Raw genomic sequence first — 22,294 nt, 5'->3', positions numbered from 1 at the left:
GTCTTAACCTACAACCAGGTTAAGCAGTTTGCCAGGGACGTAGATTACTTTACGCACAGTAACCCCATCCAGGTATTTAGCCACCAGGTGCTCTTGACCAGCGCGTTCGCGAACTTGCTGTTCAGTGGCATCGGCAGGCACAGTAATTCTGCCACGCACTTTACCATTAACCTGTACGACTACTAATTTAGAGTCTTCAACCATCGCCTGTTCATCAGCAATTGGCCATGGTGCGGTATCGATATCACCTTCACCACCCAGTGCTTGCCACAAACTGAAGCAAACGTGCGGGGTGAATGGATAAAGCATCCGCACCACTGCCAGTAATGCTTCTTGCAGCAGAGCACGATCTTGTTCAGTTTCCTGAGGTGCGCGGCCCAGCTTATTCATCAACTCCATTACTGCAGCGATAGCGGTGTTGAAGGTTTGACGGCGGCCCACGTCATCAGTGACTTTGGTAATTGTTTTGTGCAGGTCGCGACGCAGTGATTTTTGCTCTTCCGTCAGGCTGGCGATGTCCAGCGGCGCAGTCGCACCTTTGGCGGTGCTTTCAAACACCAGACGCCAGACACGTTTTAAGAAGCGGTTAGCCCCTTCAACGCCGGACTCTTGCCATTCCAACGTCATTTCAGCGGGGGAAGCAAACATCATAAACAGGCGCACAGTATCGGCACCGTATTTTTCTACCATAACTTGCGGGTCGATACCGTTGTTTTTCGATTTCGACATTTTGCTCATACCGGCATACACCAGTTCATGGCCGTCAGGGTCGGTCGCTTTAACAATTCGCCCTTTTTCATCACGCTCGACAATCGCATCAGCTGGTGAAACCCAGATACGTTCACCGCTGGTACCGGTGTAGTAGAAGGCGTCAGCCAATACCATGCCTTGGCACAACAGGCGTTTGGCTGGTTCGTCGGAGTTCACCAGACCGGCATCACGCAGTAGTTTGTGGAAGAAACGGAAGTACATCAGGTGCATGATGGCATGTTCAATACCGCCTACATACTGATCAACGGGCAACCAGTAGTTTGCAGCGGTAGGATCCAACATGCCTTCGTCAAATTGTGGGCAGGTGTAGCGCGCGTAATACCAAGATGATTCCATAAAGGTATCGAAAGTATCGGTTTCACGCAGGCCCGGCATCCCGTTAACGGTGGTTTTCGCCCACTCAGGGTCAGCCTTGATAGGACTGGTAATACCGTCCATCACGACATCTTCTGGCAGAATTACCGGCAGTTGGTCTTCTGGTGTTGGCACAACGGTGCCATCTTCCAATGTCACCATTGGGATAGGTGCACCCCAATAACGCTGACGTGATACACCCCAATCACGCAGGCGATAATTCACTTTACGCTGGCCAACACCAAGAGCGACTAGCTTGTCGGCGATGGCATTAAAGCCTGCTTCATAATCCAGACCGTCGAACTCGCCGGAGTTGAACAGGGTGCCTTTTTCGGTCATCGCTTCCTGACTCAAATCAGGTTCGCTGCCGTCAGCGGCTAAAATAACCGGCTTGATTGGCAGGTGGTATTTGGTGGCAAATTCCCAGTCACGGGCATCGTGGCCTGGAACTGCCATTACTGCGCCGGTACCGTAATCCATCAAGACAAAGTTAGCTGCCCAAATAGCCAGCTTTTCACCTGTCAGTGGATGGATGGCGTATAGACCGGTCGCCATGCCTTTTTTCTCCATCGTTGCCATTTCAGCTTCAGCAACTTTGGTATTACGACATTCCGCCACAAAATCAGCCAGCGCTGGGTTGGTGGCAGCCGCTTGCAGTGACAATGGGTGACCGGCAGCAACCGCCACATAGGTCACGCCCATAAAGGTGTCTGGACGGGTAGTATAAACTGACAGTTTTTCTTCGCTATCCTGCACGTCGAAAACGATATCAACCCCTTCGGAGCGGCCAATCCAGTTGCGTTGCATGGTTTTCACCTGCTCCGGCCAGCTTTCCAGCGTGTCCAGATCATTAAGCAACTGATCAGCGTAATCGGTGATTTTAATAAACCACTGCGGGATCTCTTTGCGTTCAACCTTGGTATCACAACGCCAACAGCAGCCGTCGATCACCTGTTCGTTGGCTAACACGGTCATGTCGTGTGGACACCAGTTAACCGCAGAGGTCTTTTTGTAGACCATGCCTTTTTCATACAACTTGGTGAAGAACCACTGTTCCCAACGGTAGTAGTCAGGTTTACAGGTGGCAATCTCGCGATCCCAGTCGTAACCGAAGCCCAGTAGTTTCAACTGGTTCTTCATATATTCGATGTTGTCGTAAGTCCATGGGGCAGGTGCGGTGTTATTTTTAACGGCGGCACCTTCTGCCGGCAGGCCAAACGCATCCCAGCCAATCGGCTGTAGGACGTTCTTGCCCAGCATACGTTGGTAGCGTGAGATAACATCACCAATGGTGTAGTTACGAACGTGCCCCATATGCAGGCGTCCTGAAGGGTATGGCAGCATAGATAGGCAGTAATATTTTTCTTTGCTGGTATCTTCAGTGACTTTAAATGTTTGCTTCTCTTGCCAGTGAAGCTGTACTTGCGTTTCGATATCTTCTGGGCGGTATTGCTCTTGCATGGCGGCCAGTGGTCCTATAGTGAAAAACAGCTACGCCTGTAGCATCATCTGTTTCATATCATAAAGAGAGATCCGCATAGCATAGCTGATAAGCGGCAGGCGCAACAACACTCAGCATACTGCAGAAGGGTTTTTCTGCGCGGTGAATGGCAGAAATCATCAAAGTGGGGGAGTAACAACCTTACGATGACGTGACTTCAGTCATTTACGACTAAAATAATAAACGTTAGCTTTAATATCAGAGTAAGTACCAGCAGACAATAGGAACGAGGCAACCACAAACAGGCGAGAGATTAGCTTTATCACTATTTTCTTTGTAACAACCTTTGCTGTATCACAATCGCGGATCGAGGAGACAGTATGAACAAGGTAGCTCAATATTATCGTGAGTTGGTGGCATCACTGACTGAACGCTTGAAAAATGGTGAACGTGATATCGATAAGCTGGTGGAAAGCGCCGAGCAGCGGTTAGACGCAGTAGAAGAGTTGAGCCGGAGTGAGGTTGAGCAAATCATTCAGGCGGTGCGCCGCGATCTGGAGGAGTTTGCCCGTAGTTATGAAGAGAGTAAGGATGAATTCACTGACAGCGTATTTATGCGGGTGATTAAAGAGAGCTTGTGGCAGGAGCTGGCGGACATCACTGACAAAACACAGCTAGAGTGGCGTGAGGTGTTTAAAGATGTCAGTCACCATGGGGTGTATCACAGTGGTGAGGTGGTTGGATTAGGGAATTTGGTGTGTGAGAAATGCCACTATCATCTGGCTTTCTATACCCCTGAAGTGTTGCCGCTCTGCCCTAAGTGTGGACATGACCAATTTAATCGCCGGCCATTCCAGCCCTAACGTTAATTTGGGCTAAAAAGAGACACTCCGCAGTGGCGGAGTGTCATTCGATTATTCGCTGTAGCGGGCAACCCGTTCAACCAGCAAATCAATAAACCCTTTCCTATCGATGCCCATTAAGACTTCTGCATTAGGCACATTATCTGTGAGCTGGTAGTAATCGACCACCGTCATGCCTTGGGTGTATTCACCTCGGGTTTCGATGCCAACCCAGCGTTCAATGCTGGTGAATAACTCGGGGGCCAATAACCAGGCAATGGTGCAAGGATCATGTAGTGGGGCACCTTGAAAACCCCAGCGCTCCTGGCGGTGATACAGCATGAAGAAATCCAATAAGCCCGCGACCACGTCGGCTACCGGATTATTTAACTGACGAATGCGATCAATATCTTCATCCATCACCTGTGCTTGATGGGTCACATCTAACCCCGCCATGGTGATTGGAATGCCTGATTTAAATACCCGATCAGCGGCCTCAGGATCGACATAAATATTAAATTCAGCAGCGGCGGTCCAGTTTCCTAACATCACGGCTCCCCCCATGATGACGATACGCTCTATTTTGGCCGCCAGAGCACCATGACCGGCCAGCAGCAAGGCAACGTTAGTCAATGGGCCAGTGGCCACAATGGTCACCGGATGAGGGCTGGTACGTAATATTCTCGCCATTAGCTCCACCGCATTATCTGCTTGCGGGGCAAAGTCTGGATCCGGCAATGAGGGGCCATCTAATCCGCTTTCACCGTGAACATTGTCGGCAATAATTAATTCGCGCAGTAATGGTTTGAGTGCACCCCCGGCCACCGGGATATCCTGACGCTTGAGTAGTGTCAGAATGCGCAGAGCATTACGCAAGGTTTTGTCTGGAGTTTGGTTACCGGCACAGGTGGTAACCGCTGCTACGTTGAGTTCGGGGGAGGCCAACGCCAGAATCAACGCAATAGCATCGTCATGGCCAGGATCGCAATCAATGATAATAGAGCGGGGCATCACTTTTCCTCTTGTTAGTCACAGTGTTAACCAGAGGATGCGCACAAAAAAACGGATAAGCAATCACACAGGGCGTAAAAAGAGAACAGACGCAAATTTCCTCCCCTACGGGCGCAGGGGAGGTGGTGTGATTAATGCAGGATTTTTGCCAGGAAGTCTTTGGCGCGATCCGACTTAGGATTGTTAAAGAAATCATCTTTGTTGCTGTCTTCGACAATTTTCCCTTCATCCATAAAAATAACGCGGTTAGCCACTTTGCGGGCGAAGCCCATTTCGTGGGTAACCACCATCATGGTCATCCCTTCCAATGCCAGTTTGACCATCACGTCCAACACTTCGTTAATCATTTCCGGGTCAAGTGCGGAGGTGGGTTCATCAAACAGCATGGCAATTGGGTCCATACAAAGTGCACGGGCAATGGCCACGCGCTGTTGCTGACCACCCGATAATTGAGAAGGAAACTTATCTGCATGGGTAGAAAGGCCCACGCGATCTAACAGTTTCAACCCCTTTTCACGCGCTTCTGCTTTATCGCGTTTGAGCACTTTGATTTGCGCCAGCGTCAGGTTTTCAATGATAGACAGGTGTGGGAACAGCTCGAAATGCTGGAATACCATGCCCACTTTGGAACGCAGTTGGGCCAGATTAGTGCCTTTATCATTCACAGCAATACCATTAACTGTAATGCTGCCTTTTTGAATAGGTTCCAGCCCATTAACGGTTTTGATTAAGGTTGATTTGCCTGAGCCTGAAGGACCACAGACCACCACAACCTCACCTTTTTTAACTTCGGTGGTGCAGTCAGCCAGCACCTGAAAGTGGCCGTACCACTTAGAAACATTTTTCAGGGAAATCATCAAACAGTCCTTTTCTTCAAATAGTTAACCAGCATCGACGCGGCAATACTGATAACGAAATAAACCAAACCGGCAAACAGCACCATTTCGACCTGAGTACCGTCCCGCTCGCCAATGGTGGTGGCGGTGCGGAAGAAATCGGCCAGGCTAAGCACATACACCAGTGAAGTATCCTGAAATAACACGATCCCCTGAGTTAACAGCAGCGGCACCATGGCGCGGAAAGCCTGAGGCAGAATAACCAGTCGCATTGACTGCCCATGGGTCATGCCCAATGCCAGCGCCGCAGAGGATTGCCCACGGGAAATACTCATGATCCCGGCGCGGATAATTTCTGAGTAATAGGCCGCTTCAAACAGCGAAAAGGCTACCATGGCTGAGATTAACCGAATATCAGTTTTTGGTGATAAGCCCAGCACATTTTGTAATAAGCTCGGGACAACCAAATAAAACCACAACAGCACCATCACCAACGGGATAGAGCGGAACACGTTGACATAGGCAGTTGCAAACCAACTGATGGCTTTAATCGGTGACAAGCGCATGACTGCCAGCACCGTTCCCCAGATAATGCCAAATACGATAGCGGTAATGGTTATCTTGGCGGTGACCACTAACCCTTGCAGCAGATAGGGCATGCTGGGGGCGATAGAACTCCAATCAAATTCGTACATTATTTACTCCCCAGATTGCCGGGTAACTGCACTTTCTTCTCAACTAATCGCATCAACAGCATGATCACGGCGTTGATCAGTACATAACCAAGAGTGATGGCGGTGAAGGACTCATAGGCGTGAGCTGAATAATCCAGCAATTTACCTGCTTGAGCGGCCATATCGACCAATCCGATTGTTGAAGCAATGGCGGAGTTTTTTACCAGGTTGAGCATTTCTGAGGTCATCGGGGGAATGATCACCCGATAAGCATTGGGCAGTAACACATAGCGATAGGTTTGTGGCAGGGTCAATCCCATAGCCAAACCCGCTGCTTTCTGGCCTCTAGGCAGTGACTGAATCCCGGCACGGACTTGTTCACAAACACGTGCTGCGGTAAATAAGCCAAGGCAAAGCATCGATGAAAGAAAGAACTGTATGTTTGGGTCCAGTTCACTTTTAAACCACATGCCAATATCAACTGGCAACAGTTCAGGTACCACCAGATACCAGGTAAAGAATTGCACAATCAAGGGGACGTTACGAAACAGCTCAACGTAGCACGTCCCTATCCCTGAGAGGATTCGATTGGGCACGGTTCTTAAAATACCAAACAGTGAACCGACGAAGAACGCGATCACCCAGGCGCACAGTGACAACGCGACGGTGACTTGAAAGCCGGACCAGATCCAGCCGAGGTAGGTGGTATTGCCGAAGGGGGCAGGTTGCAAGAAGATGCCCCAGTTCCAGTCTATTGACATAACAAACTCCCTTAAAAGGATGGATAAGCCACCCTGATGACTGATGATTTAATGCGTGGCGACCTTCGAGGACTCACAAAAAAATGCGGAGTGGGGAACGGCCACCCCGCATCCTGTCTTTACCCTGCATCTTTCAAATTGCAGATGTGTTGGCTGCCCTTGTTCACCTGAATCACTTATTTGTATAAGCTCATCAGGATTATGAACCTCATCAGAGGCTCACCCTACGGGCCAGCGCTTGCCACCTTCCTGCACTCTGAAATCTATTGGGTATTTCCTATCGGCCCATCATCAATCGAGTCGGGCAGGCAACGCCCGCCCTGATTATTATTGTTAGTTCAATGCTTTATCGTTAGGTGCTTTGAACAGCGCCTTCATTTCATCAGACAATGAGAAATTCAGGTTAAGATTTTTAGGTGGAATTGGGTTTTTGAACCAGCGATCGAATGATTTTTCAGCCACACCAGACGTTTGTGCGCTGGCAATGGTTTCATCCAATAAGGCTTTAAAGGCCGGATCATTTTTGCGCAACATACAGCCGTAAGCTTCCTGAGACTGTGGCTTACCGACGATATCCCATTGGTCTGGTTTCTTGGCTTTTGCACGCTCACCGGCCAGCAAAGCATCATCCATCATAAAGGCTACTGCGCGGCCACTTTCCAGGGTGCGGAAAGAGTCACCGTGGTCTTTGGCGCTGATGATGCGCATATCCATTTTGTCTTTTTCATTCAGTTTATTCAGCAGGACTTCAGATGTCGTACCTGAAGTTACAACCACTGCCTTACCGGCCAAATCTTTGAAATCTTTAACGTCAGACCCTTTTTTAGTCAGTAAGCGGGTACCGACAACAAAAATGGTATTAGAGAACGCGGCTTGTTGCTGACGCTCCAGATTATTGGTGGTGGAACCACATTCAAAGTCAAAGGTGCCGTTTTGCAGTAGTGGAATACGGTTCTGTGAGGTGATTGGGATCAGTTTGACCTGTAAGTCTGGTGCATTAAGTTTTTTCTTAACTGCATCGATGATCAGATTAGAATAATCTTGTGCGTAACCCACAACTTTCTGTTGATTATCATAATAAGAGAAGGGAACGGAAGACTCACGGTGACCCACCACAATCACGCCGCTGTCTTTAATCTTTTTCAGAGTATCAGCCTGGGCTTCAGCTTTCGCTGCGGGTTGTGCTGCCGCTTCTTCTGCTTGGGCTACGCCACTTGCCATCCCAGCTAACAGTAGCGCTAACGCCAATTTACGCATATGCATGGTCCAACTCCTTTGCTGTTGTTTTATTACTTGATGTTGTGATGCTAAAAGTACGTTGTTGCTAAATCTCGTCAGGCGAGAAATCGTTTTGTTTCGTTTCAGCGGTACAACCACCGATGTTTTGTTGGTTGATACGTGGTTTTCGCTGTTACTTGTATCAGATTATCTTTAAAAAATAGCCAAATGTTATGTAAATGATGAATAAATGTTTGTTTTTTGGGACGCAAATCGCACCAAATAGAGGCAATAAAACAGCAATGCACTTCAATGGTGCGGGGGATGCCCTATAAATGAGCGTGCAAACAATTGGACAAATAATCGTGATCCCGCATTTGAAACCCTGTGTTCCCTACTTGTTGCGGTAATCCCCGACAACGGCTAAAAGGTTGGCGGGTATTGCCCAAGAGTTAACACATAATGGTTAGAAATAATGCAAGGTCTGTGCCAGTCGCGGCGAAGAGATAAGGATTATTGCTCTGCAAATTGAGGATTATAGGAGACAAGTGGGGGATATGAGGTCATTAATCAGCCGCCAAACAGCGGCTTTACTGCCCGTTAGCCTAATTGCTGGTTATTGATAGCCAGATGGGCCTTAAACACATCCAATGCTGTCGGCAGGGTCTCTTTTGCAGCGTGTTTTTCTGGATTCCACAGCTTGGCAAAGGTAATCGCGCGGCCGCAATGAATAAACACTTCCTCAACGTCGATCACTAATACACTGCGGGCGGGGTGGCCATTTTGGCTAAAGCGCTCACACAGTTCAGGATCGACCGAAATCTTCGCCCGACCATTCACCCGGAAACCTTCGTCCCAGTTAGGGATCAGGAACAAGATACCGATAGCGGGGTTATGCAGCAGGTTGCGGATACCATCCAGGCGGTTGTTCCCAGGGCGGTCTGGTAGCATCAGCGTTTTACTGTCCTGTACATGGATAAAACCCGGTTCCCCACCTTTGGGGGAGCAGTCGATCCCATTGGCACCGAGGGTACCCAGTACGGCGAAGGGGGCAGCCGCGATGAGTTTTTTAGCATAATCATCAATGTGATCTATCTGTTTCTTCAACACGGTTTCAAAGGGGGCGGCGTAGTGCTCGCTGAGTTGTGCTTCGCTAGTGAGGATAAATTCAGGCTTCAGTGACATAAGGCTCTCAAGATTAATGGGCATGCAGATAACATGCCCACATATTGCGTTATTTTTTATCAGAACGACGACGGATCGCGTGGAACAGCGTGATGGCGCCAAGTACCAGCGTGATAATCCACATCGGCCATGAACCCATACGGGCATAAGGGGTGATTCCCGTAGTTGGTGTGACTTTGACCTCTAACACCTGTTGGGTAAATTGCGGGATCTGGGCGAGCACTTCACCACTCGGGCCAACCGCCGCAGTGATACCATTATTGGTACTGCGTAGCAGTGGGCGACCCAATTCAAGTGCGCGCATCCGTGCCATCTGGAAATGCTGCCACGGCCCAATCGAGTGGCCAAACCAGGCATCATTTGAGACAGTCAGCAAGAAATTGGTATCAGGGTTGAAATTATCCCGTACCTGCTGGCCTAACACGATTTCATAACAAATAGCCGCAGTCAGGTTATATCCAGCCACCTTGAGCGAGGGTTGAACATAGCCGCCACGGCTGAATGTTGACATGGGTAAATCAAAGAGCGGTGCCAGCGGCCGCAGCAGGGATTCGAGCGGTACAAACTCACCAAATGGGACCAGATGGTGTTTGCTGTAACGGTTTTGGCTCGGATATTGATACGGCTCTTTATCACCTAACACGATGACACTATTAAAGAAATGATACCCCTTACCTTCAGGGCGGCGCTGGGCATCGACAATCCCAGTGATCAAGCTGCTGTGATTGGCCCGCATCAGATCATCAACCATCGTCAGGAAGCCGGTTTGATCGGTTTCAATATCAGGAATGGCAGATTCTGGCCAGATGATAATCGGTGCTTTGCCCATAAATGGGCGAGTTTCATCCAGATAGACTTGCAGAGTAGAGAGCAGGACTTTAGGGTCCCACTTCATAGACTGAGCAATGTTACCTTGCACCATGGCGATATTGACGGCGCGTTCCGGCTCCGGTGTGAACCAATGCAGTTGGCGCAGTGGCCATGGTAATAATAACAGCGCTATAGCCACTATTGCCGCAGTAACCCGGCGCTGATAGCAGGCGTAGACCAGTAGCCCACTGATCGCCATTAGTACAAAGGTGATGCCGTCAACACCGAGTATTGGGGCAATCCCACGCAGCGGGCCATTAATCTGGCTGTAGCCAAATTGCAGCCACGGGAAGCCGGTCAATACCCAGCCGCGCAGGAATTCCGTCAGTTGCCATACCACCGGTGCGGCAATCGCTAGCCGCCACCATGTCGCTTGTGGGCAGAGACGTGCTAACACACCGGCAAAGAGTAGGGTGTAGAGCGATAAATAGGCCGCCAGTAACACCACCAGGAAAATATTGATGGCCGTTGGCATCCCGCCAAACTCAGAAATACTGACATAGACCCAGTTGATACCGCTACCGAATAGCCCCATCCCCCAACAAAAGCCAATAAAGGCGGCCTGCCGGGTATTGCGGTTCAGCGTTAGACTGAGTAAGCCAAACAGTGAAACAATGGCTGCGGGCCAGTGATCAAACGGTGAATAGGCCAGCGTACCGCAGGCACCAAAAAATAGCGCCAGTAGGGCGCGAACCCACTGGCGTTGAAGATATGAAGCAATAGGCATCAAGGATTTATTCTTCCAGTTTGGGTTGCGGAGCATCATCCGGGATTTTTACGTGAACCTGAATGATACGTCGGCTATCCGCCATGGCAACTTTAAATAAGTAACCTTCAATTTCAATGGTTTCACCCCTGGCAGGTAAATGGCCAAAGGCCTGCATTACCAAGCCGCCAATGGTGTCAACCTCATCGTCGCTGAAATGGGTATTGAACACATCATTGAAATCTTCAATTTGCGTCAGCGCACGAATGGTATAGGTATGCTTGCTGAGTTGACGGACATCTCTGTCTTCTTCATCGTCATACTCATCTTCTATTTCGCCAACGATCAGCTCAAGAATATCTTCAATGGTCACCAGCCCTGAAACGCCACCAAACTCATCAATGACAATCGCCATGTGGTAGCGCTGGGAACGAAACTCCTTCAGCATCCGATCGACACGCTTACTTTCTGGCACTACAACCGCCGTCCGTAACACTTTATCAATACTGAATGGCTCGGAGTCGGTGCGCATAAACGGCAACAAATCCTTGGCCATCAGGATACCTTCGATGTGATCTTTATCTTCGCTAATCACCGGAAAGCGGGAGTGAGCAGATTCAATAATCACATCCAAACACTCATCCAGCGTTTGGTTACGCTTTAATGTGACCATTTGAGAACGGGGGATCATGATGTCCCGCACGCGCTGCTCGGCAATATCCATCACGCCTTCCAGCATGTCACGGGTATCGGGATCGATCAGATCGTTTTGTTCAGAATCACGGATCAGCTCTACCAAATCACCACGGTTTTTAGGTTCACCGTGAAATAACTGGTTAAGGATAAGAGTAAAGAACCCTTTCTTGGGACTGGGGCTATCGTTGTTTTGTGAGTGGTCGTCGCTCATGGCGTTTTAGTTAAGTTTACTCATGTTATACCCTTGGTACTGGAAGGTGCAGGGGGTTAGCTAGGTCCGCTTGCCGCCTACCTGTAATTCCAATGACGTTGGGTAAAGATTATATTTTATCGGCAGTAGTAGACTCACACCGCCGACAGCTTTTCCCCTGACTAGCTGGGCATTATAACACCCAGTGTTATGGGCTTATACGGGGTCTTTCTCTGAAATATACGGATCTGGATAACCCAGACTTTGCATGATTTCAGTCTCAATTGACTCCATTTCTTCTGCTTCATCGTCCACGATGTGGTCATACCCTAGCAGATGGAGACTGCCGTGAACAACCATATGCGCCCAATGAGCTAATAGTGCTTTCTCTTGTTCGATGGCTTCTTGTTCAACCACTTGACGGCAAATGATTAAATCACCCAATAGTGGCAGTTCAATTTCAGGTGGAGCCTCAAAAGGAAAAGACAACACGTTGGTTGGTTTATCTTTACCACGATAAGTTAGATTCAGCTCATGGCTTTCAGCTTCATCAACCAACCGAACGGTCACTTCTGCCACATCTTGAAACTGCGGTAATACCGCTTCTAGCCAACGTTGAAAATCAGCTTCGGCGGGTAAACCCTGGCTATCGGCGCAGGCAATTTGTAAATCGAGTATAACTTGGCTCACGGAGCCTCCTGCTCAGACGGGGTATGGTTTTCCCGTTTACGTTGTTCGGTAATGGTCTCTTTGCGCTTTTGTTCTGCCGCTTCCCAGGCTTCATAGGCAATAACCACGCGGGCGACCACAGGGTGACGCACTACATCTTCGCTATGGAAGAAGTTGAAGCTCAGTTCTTCTACCTCAGACAGCACTTCAATGGCATGGCTTAAGCCAGATTTTTGGTGACGGGGTAAGTCGGTTTGTGTCACATCGCCGGTAATAACTGCTTTGGAGTTAAAGCCCATTCGGGTGAGAAACATCTTCATCTGTTCGATGGTGGTGTTTTGGCTCTCGTCCAAAATGATAAAGGCATCATTGAGTGTCCGGCCACGCATATAGGCCAGCGGAGCCACTTCAATCACATTACGCTCAATCAGTTTTTCAACTCGCTCAAAGCCAAGCATTTCAAACAGCGCATCATAAAGTGGGCGCAGGTATGGATCGACTTTCTGACTTAGATCCCCTGGCAGGAAACCCAATTTTTCGCCGGCTTCAACGGCCGGACGGGTCAGTAAGATACGGCGCACATTCTGGCGTTCCAGAGCATCAACTGCCGCTGCTACCGCCAGATAGGTTTTACCCGTCCCTGCAGGACCAATCCCAAAAGTAATATCGTGATCGAGAATATTGGCGATGTATTGCGCCTGATTGGGGGTACGCGGTTTGACCATGCCGCGTTTGGTACGGATATTCACGGCTTTCCCGTAATCGGGCACGCTCTCCGCAGTTTGCTCCAATACATGGCTCTCTTTCACTGCGAGATGGATATCTTCCGGGGATATCTCCGGGGTAACACCACGAATGGAGGCGGTGTCAACATACAGATGGCGCAGGATATCTGCCGCTGCAACAACGCTGATATTCTTACCGACTAACTTGAAGCGATTGTCACGGCGATTAATTTCGATGCCTAATCGGCGCTCCAACTGCTTGATATTGTCATCAAAAGGGCCGCACAGACTCAGCAAACGCTGATTATCGGTAGGCTCTAGCAAGATTTCTTGTGTCACTACGTGCAAACTATTTCTCTGAGTCACTGTGTTCCTCTGGATATATCATTCACGGATATTATTTGTATGATTCACTGTTATACCTTCGTACTTGAAATGACCTTGGGTATATAACGCCAATCATACATGTCATTTAAGAATTATTCATGGTGCATGGTGCTGACGCAAGTTTACTTATCAATCCGTGCTTTCACGCTCTATTCAAGTAGCGGCCATCAAACGGTGCAACTTAAAAAGTCCAAATCTGCGTAGCAGCCCACTGAAATAAAACAGGCACTGACAATGCAGTGCCTGCTAATGCGAGTTAACTCGAACAACGGCGATCAGGGTTGGTACTGCCCCACGCCAATTTCATTTTCTTTTCGGGTTCGCGCAATGACCGATTGTGGCGATTCATGAACCCGTAGCGCCATCTGGTCTTCGGTTCGCTGCAAAATACCGCGCAGTGAACTGGCATAAACGCCTACAATTTCGACATCAACGAATTTGCCAATCATCTCTGGCGTGCCTTCAAAATTCACCACGCGGTTATTTTCAGTGCGCCCGGCTAACTCCACCGCACTTTTGCGGGAGGTGCCTTCTACCAGAATACGTTGCACACTGCCAACCATCTCGCGGCTGATTTCCATGGCCTGTTGAGTGATACGTTGTTGCAAAATATGCAGTCGCTGTTTTTTCTCTTCCTCACTGACATCGTCTGGCAGGTCTGCCGCAGGTGTGCCGGGGCGTGGAGAATAAATAAAGCTGTAACTGGTATCAAAATGAATATCTGCGACCAGCTTGATAGTTTGCTCAAAATCCTGCTGAGTTTCACCAGGAAAACCGATGATAAAATCGGAACTTATCTGGATATCTGGCCGCGCCTGACGCAGTTTGCGGATGATGGACTTGTATTCCAGTGCGGTGTGGGCGCGTTTCATCATGGTTAAAATTCGGTCAGAACCACTTTGCACTGGCAGATGCAGAAAACTCACCAGTTCTGGCGTATCGCGATAAACATCGATGATATCGTCGGTAAACTCAATTGGATGGCTGGTGGTAAAGCGGATACGATCGATACCGTCAATGGCGGCAACCAGTCGTAATAACTCGGCAAAACTACAGATATCACCATCATAGGTGGCACCGCGATAGGCATTGACATTCTGGCCGAGCAGATTCACTTCCCGCACCCCTTGGGAGGCTAACTGTGCAATTTCAAACAGAATATCGTCACTTGGGCGGCTGATTTCCTCGCCACGGGTGTAAGGCACTACGCAGAAAGTACAATATTTATTGCATCCTTCCATGATAGAGACGAACGCGGTCGGGCCTTCAGCGCGTGGCTCTGGCAGCCGATCAAACTTTTCAATTTCAGGGAAACTGATGTCTACCACCGGGCTGTGCGAGCCTTGGACGTGGTTAATCATTTCTGGCAGGCGATGCAGCGTTTGCGGCCCAAAAATGACATCAACACAGGGGGCGCGTTGGCGCAGATGTTCACCTTCTTGCGATGCTACACACCCACCGACACCAATAATCAGATTGGGGTTCTTTGCTTTCAGTAGCTTCCAATGGCCCAGCAGGCTGAACACTTTTTCTTGTGCTTTTTCGCGAATTGAACAGGTATTCAGTAGCAGTAAATCGGCTTCTTCGGGAATCTCTGTTAACTGGTAACCATGGGTGCTGGCCAGCAAATCAGCCATTTTAGATGAATCATATTCATTCATCTGGCAGCCCCAGGTTTTAATATGCAGTTTTTTCGTCATGGCTTATCTACCACCAAAAATTCATCATAAATGTTACATCGCGCGGTGCGGTGATCCATGTGTTCATCAGGCGCAAAGGCTCAGTAGTTGCGGGGTATTGTAGTCATTTGCAGTTGCGATGACCACCGCAGTTCGGCTTAGTTATTCTGTGGGGTGATGAAAAATCCGGTACACTGAGGGCAGATAAAGTATGGATGTTATTTTAACTTTTAAAGAATGGCCAAAATGAATAAATCGCAACCAAATTATGATGTTGTGGTGGTCGGTGGCGGGATGGTCGGTGCCGCCGCCGCGCTTGGACTGGCACAAACAGGCTGGTCAGTCGCGTTACTGGAGCATGAAGCCCCAGCCCCATTTGAAGCTGACAGCGTGCCCGATTTGCGGGTTTCCGCTATCGGTTGTACCTCGGTGTCGTTACTGAAACAACTCGGTGTCTGGGCGCAGGTACAACAGATGCGCTATGCACCTTATCGTCGGTTAGAGACCTGGGAGCAGCCCGGCTCACAGGTGGTATTCGATGCAGCCTCGCTCTCGTTGCCTGAGCTGGGGTTTATGGTTGAGAACCGGATTTTGCAGTTGGCTTTGTGGCAACAGATAACGGAATGCCCTAATTTGACGTTGCTGTGCCCGTCACGGCTGCAAACTATGGTTAGAGTAGATGACTGCTGGCAAATCACGTTAGACGCTCAGCGACAGATACAGGGCCGTTTAGTGATAGGTGCTGATGGTGCAAATTCTCTGGTGCGACAATTAGCCGGTATTGGCACCAGTGGCTGGCAGTATCGCCAGTCTTGCATGTTAATCACCGTAGAGACGGATACTGCTCAGCAAGACACAACCTGGCAGCAGTTTTTCCCAACGGGGCCGCGCGCTTTTTTACCACTGTTTGGTCAGTGGGCGTCATTGGTCTGGTACGACAGCCCACAACGTATTCGTCAGCTTCAGGCGCTGCCGATGGCACAGTTGAACCAGGAAATTGCTAAGGCTTTCCCATCACGGTTGGGGGCTGTTAAGGCGATTGCTGCTGGCTCTTTCCCGCTAGTGCGTCGCCATGCACAACGTTATGTACAGCCGGGATTGGTCTTACTCGGGGATGCAGCCCATACCATTAATCCGCTGGCTGGGCAGGGGGTTAATCTGGGATATCGCGATGTTGATGCGTTGCTGGAGGTACTTAATCAAGCGCGTGAACGGGCAGAACCGTGGCACAGCGAGCGGGTATTACTGCGTTATCAACGCCGCCGCCGTACTGATAATCTGATTATGCAAAGTGGTATGGATGTGTTTTACACCACATTCAGCAATGATCTGCCACCGGTGAAATTCGTACGGAATCTGGCGTTGATAGCCGCTCAGCGCGCGGGCAAGTTGAAAGAACATGCGTTGAGGTATGCATTGGGGCTGTAGGAGGGGGATCTGTTTTTTTGACTTCAATACTTAATATTTGGGACAGATCGGAGCTGGTTTCGGTTGATATTCGATCTGTTCTCTTTGCTGGCTTTGTCGCCTCAACCGAGCAGGAGGGCAATGCCGGCCCTCCGGCAGCTTGCAGGCTGTTCTAATCGGGGCTGACTCGCTCCCAGCTCGACAGTCCCTTTCGCCGCGTCCATGCGGTTCATTCGACCTGCAAGCTTTGTCGGTAATATTCCATATTGCGCCCAACGTCAAAACCATCGTTTTAGGTTTTGATTTTCTCTTTTGACTTTAAAAGCACATTTGAGCTGCCGAGTGAAGAGTGGAGGTAGGACGCGAGACATGGATGTCGAGCGAGGGCCGCTTGAACAGGAGTGAATCGGCCCGGTCCGTCAGCCGTAACGATAATTGAGGGTATCCACGAAGTGGACAAGCGATACGTGCGCAGGCGCGGGATTGTCAAGGGTGTGCGCCAACACACCCTTGACCGGTTGAAGCCTCGCAGGTCAAGTGAGATCTAAAGCTCTGACAACCGAACTACTCTCAATGTTAAGCATCAATCGAAACCTAATCCAACCTGAACTTGAGACATAGGACTCAACAAGAGGGAATATAGTGAAATCCCAGAATGCAAAAAGCCCGCCGAAGCGAGCTTTTCTAAATTTGGCTGGGGTACGAGGATTCGAACCTCGGAATGCTGGAATCAGAATCCAGTGCCTTACCGCTTGGCGATACCCCAAAAGATGGTGGCTACGACGGGAATCGAACCTGTGACCCCAGCATTATGAGTGCTGTGCTCTAACCAGCTGAGCTACGTAGCCATCTTTAAATCTTTAATCTTGAGAAGTTGTATGGCTGGGATACCAGGATTCGAACCTGGGAATGCCAGGATCAAAACCTGGTGCCTTACCGCTTGGCGATATCCCAACTGAAATACAATTCTTTTTTACATGACAACATTCTTGTCTTACAGCTATCCATCAAAAAAAAAGATGGCTGGGATACCAGGATTCGAACCTGGGAATGCCAGGATCAAAACCTGGTGCCTTACCGCTTGGCGATATCCCATCCGCTGTGACAAACCGATGAACGAATAATGGTGCGGGAGGCGAGACTTGAACTCGCACACCTTGCGGCGCTAGAACCTAAATCTAGTGCGTCTACCAATTTCGCCACTCCCGCAAAAAGATGGTGGCTACGACGGGAATCGAACCTGTGACCCCAGCATTATGAGTGCTGTGCTCTAACCAGCTGAGCTACGTAGCCATCTTTTTCCGCATTACCTTCATCGGCGTTGCGGGGCGCATTATGCGTATATGGCCGAATTGCGTCAACTAATTTTTTCCCAAAAAAGCGCTGAAAGGGTTCGTTTGTGTGGCTTGTGAACAGTCTGGTGATTAAAGCAGCACTTATGGTGATTAATTGTTGAATTTGCCAGCAAAAAACAAGGCCACCCTAGGGCAGCCTTGAGATTGGACAGTCAATAATAGGCAGACCATCACATTCAATTATTTATAAGCGTCCTGATGCACGCCAACGGCACGGCCAGAAGGGTCATCCATACTTTTGAATGATTCATCCCACTCGATGGCTTTTGCTGATGAACAGGCGACTGATGGGCCACCGGGCACACATTCAGCGGCACTTGGCAGCGGGAACAACTCTTCAAAGATTTCGCGATACAAGTAGCCTTCTTTCGATGATGGCGTGTTGTATGGGAAACGGAAGTGGGCAGTTTCCATCTGTTGATCAGTGACTTGCTCAGCAGCTTTCTCTTTTAGAGTGTCAATCCAGCTATAGCCAACACCATCAGAGAATTGCTCTTTCTGACGCCATGCGACGCTGTGTGGTAGGTAAGATTCAAAACATTCACGCAGGACATGTTTTTCCATTTTGCCATTGCCACACATTTTGTCCTGCGGATTGATACGCATCGCAACATCGAGGAAGTTCTTATCCAGGAAAGGTACGCGGGCCTCAACACCCCAGGCAGACATTGCTTTGTTGGCACGCGCACAGTCATACATGTGCAGGGCCAGCAATTTACGCACGGTCTCTTCATGTAATTCTTTCGCATTTGGCGCTTTGTGGAAATAGAGATAGCCGCCAAATACTTCGTCTGATCCTTCGCCAGACAGCACCATCTTGATCCCCATCGCTTTGATTTTGCGCGACATCAGATACATAGGCGTTGAGGCACGGATGGTGGTGACATCATAGGTTTCAATGTGATAAATCACATCGCGAATAGCATCCAACCCTTCTTGCACGGTGAAATGAATCTCATGGTGCACGGTACCTAAATGGTTGGCGACTTCTTTCGCAGCACGCAAATCCGGGGAGCCAATCAGACCTACTGCAAAGGAGTGCAGTTGTGGCCACCAGGCTTCACTGCGTTCATCGTCTTCGACACGACGGGCCGCAAATTTTTTGGTGATAGCCGAGATAACGGAAGAGTCCAGACCACCGGACAGCAATACGCCGTAAGGCACGTCAGACATCAAGTGGCTTTTTACCGCTTCTTCTAACGCGTTAGCCAACTGGACTTTGTCAGTTACATTGTCTTTGACGTTGTCGAAATCAAACCAATCGCGATGATAGTATTCGCGAATTTCACCCTCTTTACTCCACAGATAGCTGCCAGCCGGGAACTCTTTAATGGTGCGGCATACCGGCACCAATGCTTTCATCTCTGAAGCCACAAACATGTTGCCGTTTTCATCATGGCCCATATACAGCGGGATAATCCCCAGATGGTCACGACCAATCAGATAGGCATCTTTCTCTGTGTCGTACAGGACGAAAGCGAACATACCTTGCAGGTCGTCGAGGAATTCAGGCCCCTTCTCCTGATACAACGCCAGAATGACTTCACAGTCTGAGCCTGTTTGGAATGCGTAACGGTCGCCATATTGCTGACGTAATGCCTGATGATTATAGATCTCACCATTAACGGCCAAAATATGCGTGTGGGCCGCATTAAACAGGGGCTGGGCACCGGTATTGACGTCAACGATAGACAAACGTTCGTGGGCGAGAATAGCTTTATCATTTGCCCACACACCAGACCAATCTGGGCCACGGTGGCGCATTAAACGTGACATTTCCAGCGCTTTTTTGCGTAACTCAATGGGGTCGGTTTTAAGGTCGAGGACCCCGAAAATAGAACACATAATAATCTCCCTAACTTCTCTGCTTTGGCGGTGATGATGTTGAATTTGAGTCGTTCATCGCTGGATCTATTTTTTCACACTTGCTTATGAGTGATGCAAGTTATGCCCCATGACGATGCAGTCATCCAAATTATTTCTAAACTAGATGTGAGAAATACATGCAATTTATACGCCAATTCACAGCGCTATTATTTTGGTGCACTGGCGGGTATGGCAATGGGTACCTATACCCAAAGCACTCGACGTTGCAGGTAGGCTGCCAGCGGGTGAGTCACGATGAGCTTACTCAGTCAAGTGATTAGGGTGAGTGACCCCCAGCTAATACCCCTACAGCATCAAGGACGAAGGCTATAAAAGAAAATGCGCCAAAATGGGGCGTAATGGCAAGAAACTTTGGTGCACTGCACTAAAAAAAGGCATGGCGCTAAAAGGGAGGGAGCAAAAAAGAGGCTGGCGGCCATGGCATGACCGCCAACAGAGATTAGATAATATTGATATCAACCACGGAAGAGAAAACATAGTTCGGGCGGAATGGCATGGCTTCAATATCTGTTAGCGTTGAGACACCGGACAGAACTAAAATCGTTTTCAACCCAGCCTGGAAACCGGCCAGAATATCGGTACGCAGGTTATCACCCACAATCACCGTGCTTTCTGAATGGGCATGCATTTTATTCAGCGCCGCGCGAATGATCCACGGGCTGGGCTTGCCCACATAAAATGGCTTACGACCGGAGATTTTCTCAATAGGTGCGCACAAGGCACCACACGCCGGAGCAAACCCATGACCGTGGCTATCGGGGTTGGTGGCAATAAAACGTGCACCATTGGCGACAAAATAGGCAGCTTTATGCATCATATCCCAGTTATAGGAACGGGTTTCACCGACAATCACAAAATCAGGATTGATATCGGTGATGGTAAAGCCAGCTTTATAGAGTTCGTGCACTAATGCACCTTCACCCACAACATAGGCCTTTTTACCTTCCTGATTGCGCAGGAAGTCGGCAGTTGCCATCGCCGAGGTATAAAAGGCGCTTTCGGGTACGTCCAACCCGGCAGAACTGAAGCGGTTAGCCAGATCCTGCGCGGTTTGTGACGGATAGTTGGTCAGAATAACCAGCGGCATTCCAGCATTTTGAATCCGGGCTAGAAAGTCGTTAGCGCCCGGTATCGCTTTATTATCATGTAACAACACACCATCGATATCACAAATAACGCTTTTAATTGTCATGGTTAAACCCAAATTAATTGGAGTTACAGTTAGGCAGCAAATGAGTGCATCCCGATGTGCTGACGCTGGTCAGTATTCGGGTAAGTGAGAGCAGCAGCCTCAAGTCAGAAGGGTATTATATTACTCATTTTTGCACGGCAATGGTCCACTATAACATGAGCGATAAGGGGTTTACCCCTGCCATAGCCTTATTTGCATCTACGCGTTAGTTTTCCAGCAGGCGTTGCAATAATACGCCGTTCAACATGGCGCGCTTAGCCAGAGCAAAAGCACCGATTGCAGACTGATGATCAAGCTGCGACGTGACGACTGGCAGATTCAGGCGGAAGTTTTTCAATACTTGTGTATTGATGCAGCTCTGAATAGCGGGTAGCAGGATTTTATCGGCTTCAATGATTTCACCCGCAATAACGACTTTTTGCGGATTAAATAAGTTGATGGCGATAGAAATGGCTTTGCCCAGATAGCGGCCCACATGCTCAATCACTTCGCTTGCCAGCAAGTCACCCCGGTTAGCCGCTTTACAGATAGCGCCAATATGGCAATCATCCAGCGTTAATTTGCTTGGGTAGCCCTGAGCGAGCAGGTGGCGCACCCGATTTTCAATCGCTGCATTGGAGGCCACTGTTTCCAGACAGCCAAAGTTACCGCAATAACAGCGCTCACCCAGTGGGTCAATTTGGATATGGCCGATCTCACCCACGTTGCCATTGCTGCCTAAGAATATCTGGCTATTTACGATGATACCCGCACCGGTACCACGGTGCAGACGAACCAAGATGGAGTCTTCGCAGTCACGTGTTGCACCAAAATAGTGCTCTGCCAATGCCAAACTCCGAATATCGTGGCCGACAAAACTGGTGACATTAAAACGATTTTGCAGATTCTCAACTAATGGCCAGTCGCTGACATTGATATGGGGCATATAGCGCACGATACCTTTGCGCGGTTCAACCAAGCCTGGGAGGATAACGGCAATGGCAATCAGCTCACGTAATTTGCGCTGATAGGCTTCAATAAATTGGCTGATAATAGTAAATAGCGCGTGCTCAAGCGTTTCTTGCGTGCGCTCAGGCAGCGAATAATGCTCTTCGCCCAGCGATTTACCACTCATATCAAACAGGGTGATAGTCGCATCATGGCGGCCAAGACGCACCGCAATAGTATGGAACTGGCGGTTTTCTGTCACGATAGAGATAGCACGGCGACCGCCGGTGGAGGCTTGCTGATCAACTTCCTTGATAAGCCCCCGCTCCAGCAGTTGACGCGTAATTTTGGTGACACTGGCGGGGGCGAGCTGGCTGAGATCGGCAATCTGAATGCGCGAAATCGGGCCTTGCTGATCAATAAGCCGGTAAACAACGGCACCATTGAGTTGCTTCACAAGATCCACATTACCAATTTGTGACTGTCCGCCGGTGCTCATCAATAAAATTAC

Annotated in this window: 17 protein-coding genes and 6 tRNA genes; 2 read left to right on the top strand and 21 right to left on the bottom strand. The window is 49.2% G+C overall.

Annotated features, from left to right (window positions below; translation table 11 throughout):
* Nucleotides 1–3: 3 nt before the first annotated feature.
* The gene (leuS, locus tag EL015_RS14845; RefSeq protein WP_005182741.1) at nucleotides 4–2,586 is read right to left on the bottom strand and encodes a leucine--tRNA ligase; all 2,583 of its coding nucleotides are present in this window, start codon (nucleotides 2,584–2,586) and stop codon (nucleotides 4–6) included.
* A gap of 360 nt (nucleotides 2,587–2,946) precedes the next feature.
* On the opposite strand from leuS, the gene EL015_RS14840 reads away from it, so the two are divergent.
* A complete protein-coding gene (locus EL015_RS14840) occupies nucleotides 2,947–3,429 on the top strand; it encodes a zinc ribbon-containing protein (RefSeq protein ID WP_005182743.1) in 483 nt (160 codons plus the stop codon).
* A 51-nt stretch (nucleotides 3,430–3,480) separates the two neighbouring features.
* On the opposite strand, the gene rihA is transcribed toward EL015_RS14840, so the two are convergent.
* The 11 genes from rihA to miaB all read right to left on the bottom strand — a co-directional run bounded on the left by rihA (nucleotide 3,481) and on the right by miaB (nucleotide 15,036).
* Nucleotides 3,481–4,419, bottom strand: a complete 939-nt coding sequence (gene rihA, locus EL015_RS14835; protein WP_005182745.1) for a pyrimidine-specific ribonucleoside hydrolase RihA — start codon at nucleotides 4,417–4,419, stop codon at nucleotides 3,481–3,483.
* Nucleotides 4,420–4,550: 131 nt separating this feature from the next.
* Nucleotides 4,551–5,276: an amino acid ABC transporter ATP-binding protein gene (locus EL015_RS14830; RefSeq protein WP_005182750.1), complete on the bottom strand. Its 726-nt coding sequence runs from the start codon at nucleotides 5,274–5,276 to the stop codon at nucleotides 4,551–4,553.
* Nucleotides 5,276–5,950: a glutamate/aspartate ABC transporter permease GltK gene (gene gltK / locus EL015_RS14825; RefSeq protein ID WP_032905734.1), complete on the bottom strand. Its 675-nt coding sequence runs from the start codon at nucleotides 5,948–5,950 to the stop codon at nucleotides 5,276–5,278. The genes EL015_RS14830 and gltK overlap by 1 nt, the downstream gene beginning before the upstream one ends.
* The gene (locus EL015_RS14820; RefSeq protein ID WP_005182751.1) at nucleotides 5,950–6,690 is read right to left on the bottom strand and encodes an amino acid ABC transporter permease; all 741 of its coding nucleotides are present in this window, start codon (nucleotides 6,688–6,690) and stop codon (nucleotides 5,950–5,952) included. Before EL015_RS14820 ends, gltK begins: the two co-directional genes overlap by 1 nt.
* Before the next feature lie 333 nt (nucleotides 6,691–7,023).
* Nucleotides 7,024–7,953, bottom strand: coding sequence for an amino acid ABC transporter substrate-binding protein (locus EL015_RS14815; protein WP_005182752.1), 930 nt, complete (start codon nucleotides 7,951–7,953; stop codon nucleotides 7,024–7,026).
* A gap of 555 nt (nucleotides 7,954–8,508) precedes the next feature.
* Complete coding sequence (locus EL015_RS14810; protein WP_005182753.1) at nucleotides 8,509–9,093, bottom strand: MSMEG_1061 family FMN-dependent PPOX-type flavoprotein; 585 nt, start codon at nucleotides 9,091–9,093, stop codon at nucleotides 8,509–8,511.
* Between the two features lie 49 nt (nucleotides 9,094–9,142).
* The gene (gene lnt / locus EL015_RS14805; protein ID WP_005182754.1) at nucleotides 9,143–10,690 is read right to left on the bottom strand and encodes an apolipoprotein N-acyltransferase; all 1,548 of its coding nucleotides are present in this window, start codon (nucleotides 10,688–10,690) and stop codon (nucleotides 9,143–9,145) included.
* 7 nt (nucleotides 10,691–10,697) lie between these two features.
* Nucleotides 10,698–11,576, bottom strand: a complete 879-nt coding sequence (gene corC / locus EL015_RS14800; protein ID WP_005182755.1) for a CNNM family magnesium/cobalt transport protein CorC — start codon at nucleotides 11,574–11,576, stop codon at nucleotides 10,698–10,700.
* 195 nt (nucleotides 11,577–11,771) lie between these two features.
* Nucleotides 11,772–12,245, bottom strand: a complete 474-nt coding sequence (gene ybeY / locus EL015_RS14795; RefSeq protein ID WP_032905735.1) for an rRNA maturation RNase YbeY — start codon at nucleotides 12,243–12,245, stop codon at nucleotides 11,772–11,774.
* Complete coding sequence (locus tag EL015_RS14790; protein WP_172668594.1) at nucleotides 12,242–13,315, bottom strand: PhoH family protein; 1,074 nt, start codon at nucleotides 13,313–13,315, stop codon at nucleotides 12,242–12,244. The genes ybeY and EL015_RS14790 overlap by 4 nt, the downstream gene beginning before the upstream one ends.
* A gap of 296 nt (nucleotides 13,316–13,611) precedes the next feature.
* Nucleotides 13,612–15,036, bottom strand: a complete 1,425-nt coding sequence (gene miaB, locus EL015_RS14785) for a tRNA (N6-isopentenyl adenosine(37)-C2)-methylthiotransferase MiaB (protein WP_005182758.1) — start codon at nucleotides 15,034–15,036, stop codon at nucleotides 13,612–13,614.
* 225 nt (nucleotides 15,037–15,261) lie between these two features.
* Between miaB and ubiF the strand changes: the two genes are divergently transcribed.
* Nucleotides 15,262–16,443, top strand: a complete 1,182-nt coding sequence (gene ubiF, locus EL015_RS14780; RefSeq protein ID WP_032905763.1) for a 3-demethoxyubiquinol 3-hydroxylase — start codon at nucleotides 15,262–15,264, stop codon at nucleotides 16,441–16,443.
* A gap of 670 nt (nucleotides 16,444–17,113) precedes the next feature.
* On the opposite strand, the gene EL015_RS14770 is transcribed toward ubiF, so the two are convergent.
* From EL015_RS14770 to nagC, 9 genes are all read right to left on the bottom strand, one after another.
* A tRNA-Gln gene (locus EL015_RS14770) sits at nucleotides 17,114–17,188 on the bottom strand.
* Nucleotides 17,189–17,193: 5 nt separating this feature from the next.
* Nucleotides 17,194–17,270 (bottom strand) — tRNA-Met (locus tag EL015_RS14765).
* Between the two features lie 31 nt (nucleotides 17,271–17,301).
* Nucleotides 17,302–17,376 (bottom strand) — tRNA-Gln (locus EL015_RS14760).
* 66 nt (nucleotides 17,377–17,442) lie between these two features.
* Nucleotides 17,443–17,517 (bottom strand) — tRNA-Gln (locus EL015_RS14755).
* 29 nt (nucleotides 17,518–17,546) lie between these two features.
* Nucleotides 17,547–17,631 (bottom strand) — tRNA-Leu (locus EL015_RS14750).
* A gap of 7 nt (nucleotides 17,632–17,638) precedes the next feature.
* Nucleotides 17,639–17,715: transfer RNA gene (locus tag EL015_RS14745), tRNA-Met, on the bottom strand.
* Between the two features lie 242 nt (nucleotides 17,716–17,957).
* Complete coding sequence (gene asnB / locus EL015_RS14740; RefSeq protein WP_005193277.1) at nucleotides 17,958–19,622, bottom strand: asparagine synthase B; 1,665 nt, start codon at nucleotides 19,620–19,622, stop codon at nucleotides 17,958–17,960.
* A gap of 481 nt (nucleotides 19,623–20,103) precedes the next feature.
* Complete coding sequence (locus tag EL015_RS14735; RefSeq protein WP_032908027.1) at nucleotides 20,104–20,856, bottom strand: HAD-IIA family hydrolase; 753 nt, start codon at nucleotides 20,854–20,856, stop codon at nucleotides 20,104–20,106.
* 205 nt (nucleotides 20,857–21,061) lie between these two features.
* A complete protein-coding gene (gene nagC, locus EL015_RS14730; protein ID WP_005193279.1) occupies nucleotides 21,062–22,282 on the bottom strand; it encodes a DNA-binding transcriptional regulator NagC in 1,221 nt (406 codons plus the stop codon).
* Between the last annotated feature and the right edge of the window lie 12 nt (nucleotides 22,283–22,294).

It is taken from the genome of Yersinia intermedia (genome assembly GCF_900635455.1).
Lineage (GTDB): Bacteria > Pseudomonadota > Gammaproteobacteria > Enterobacterales > Enterobacteriaceae > Yersinia > Yersinia intermedia.
This window is presented reverse-complemented; position numbering and strand designations above follow the sequence as displayed.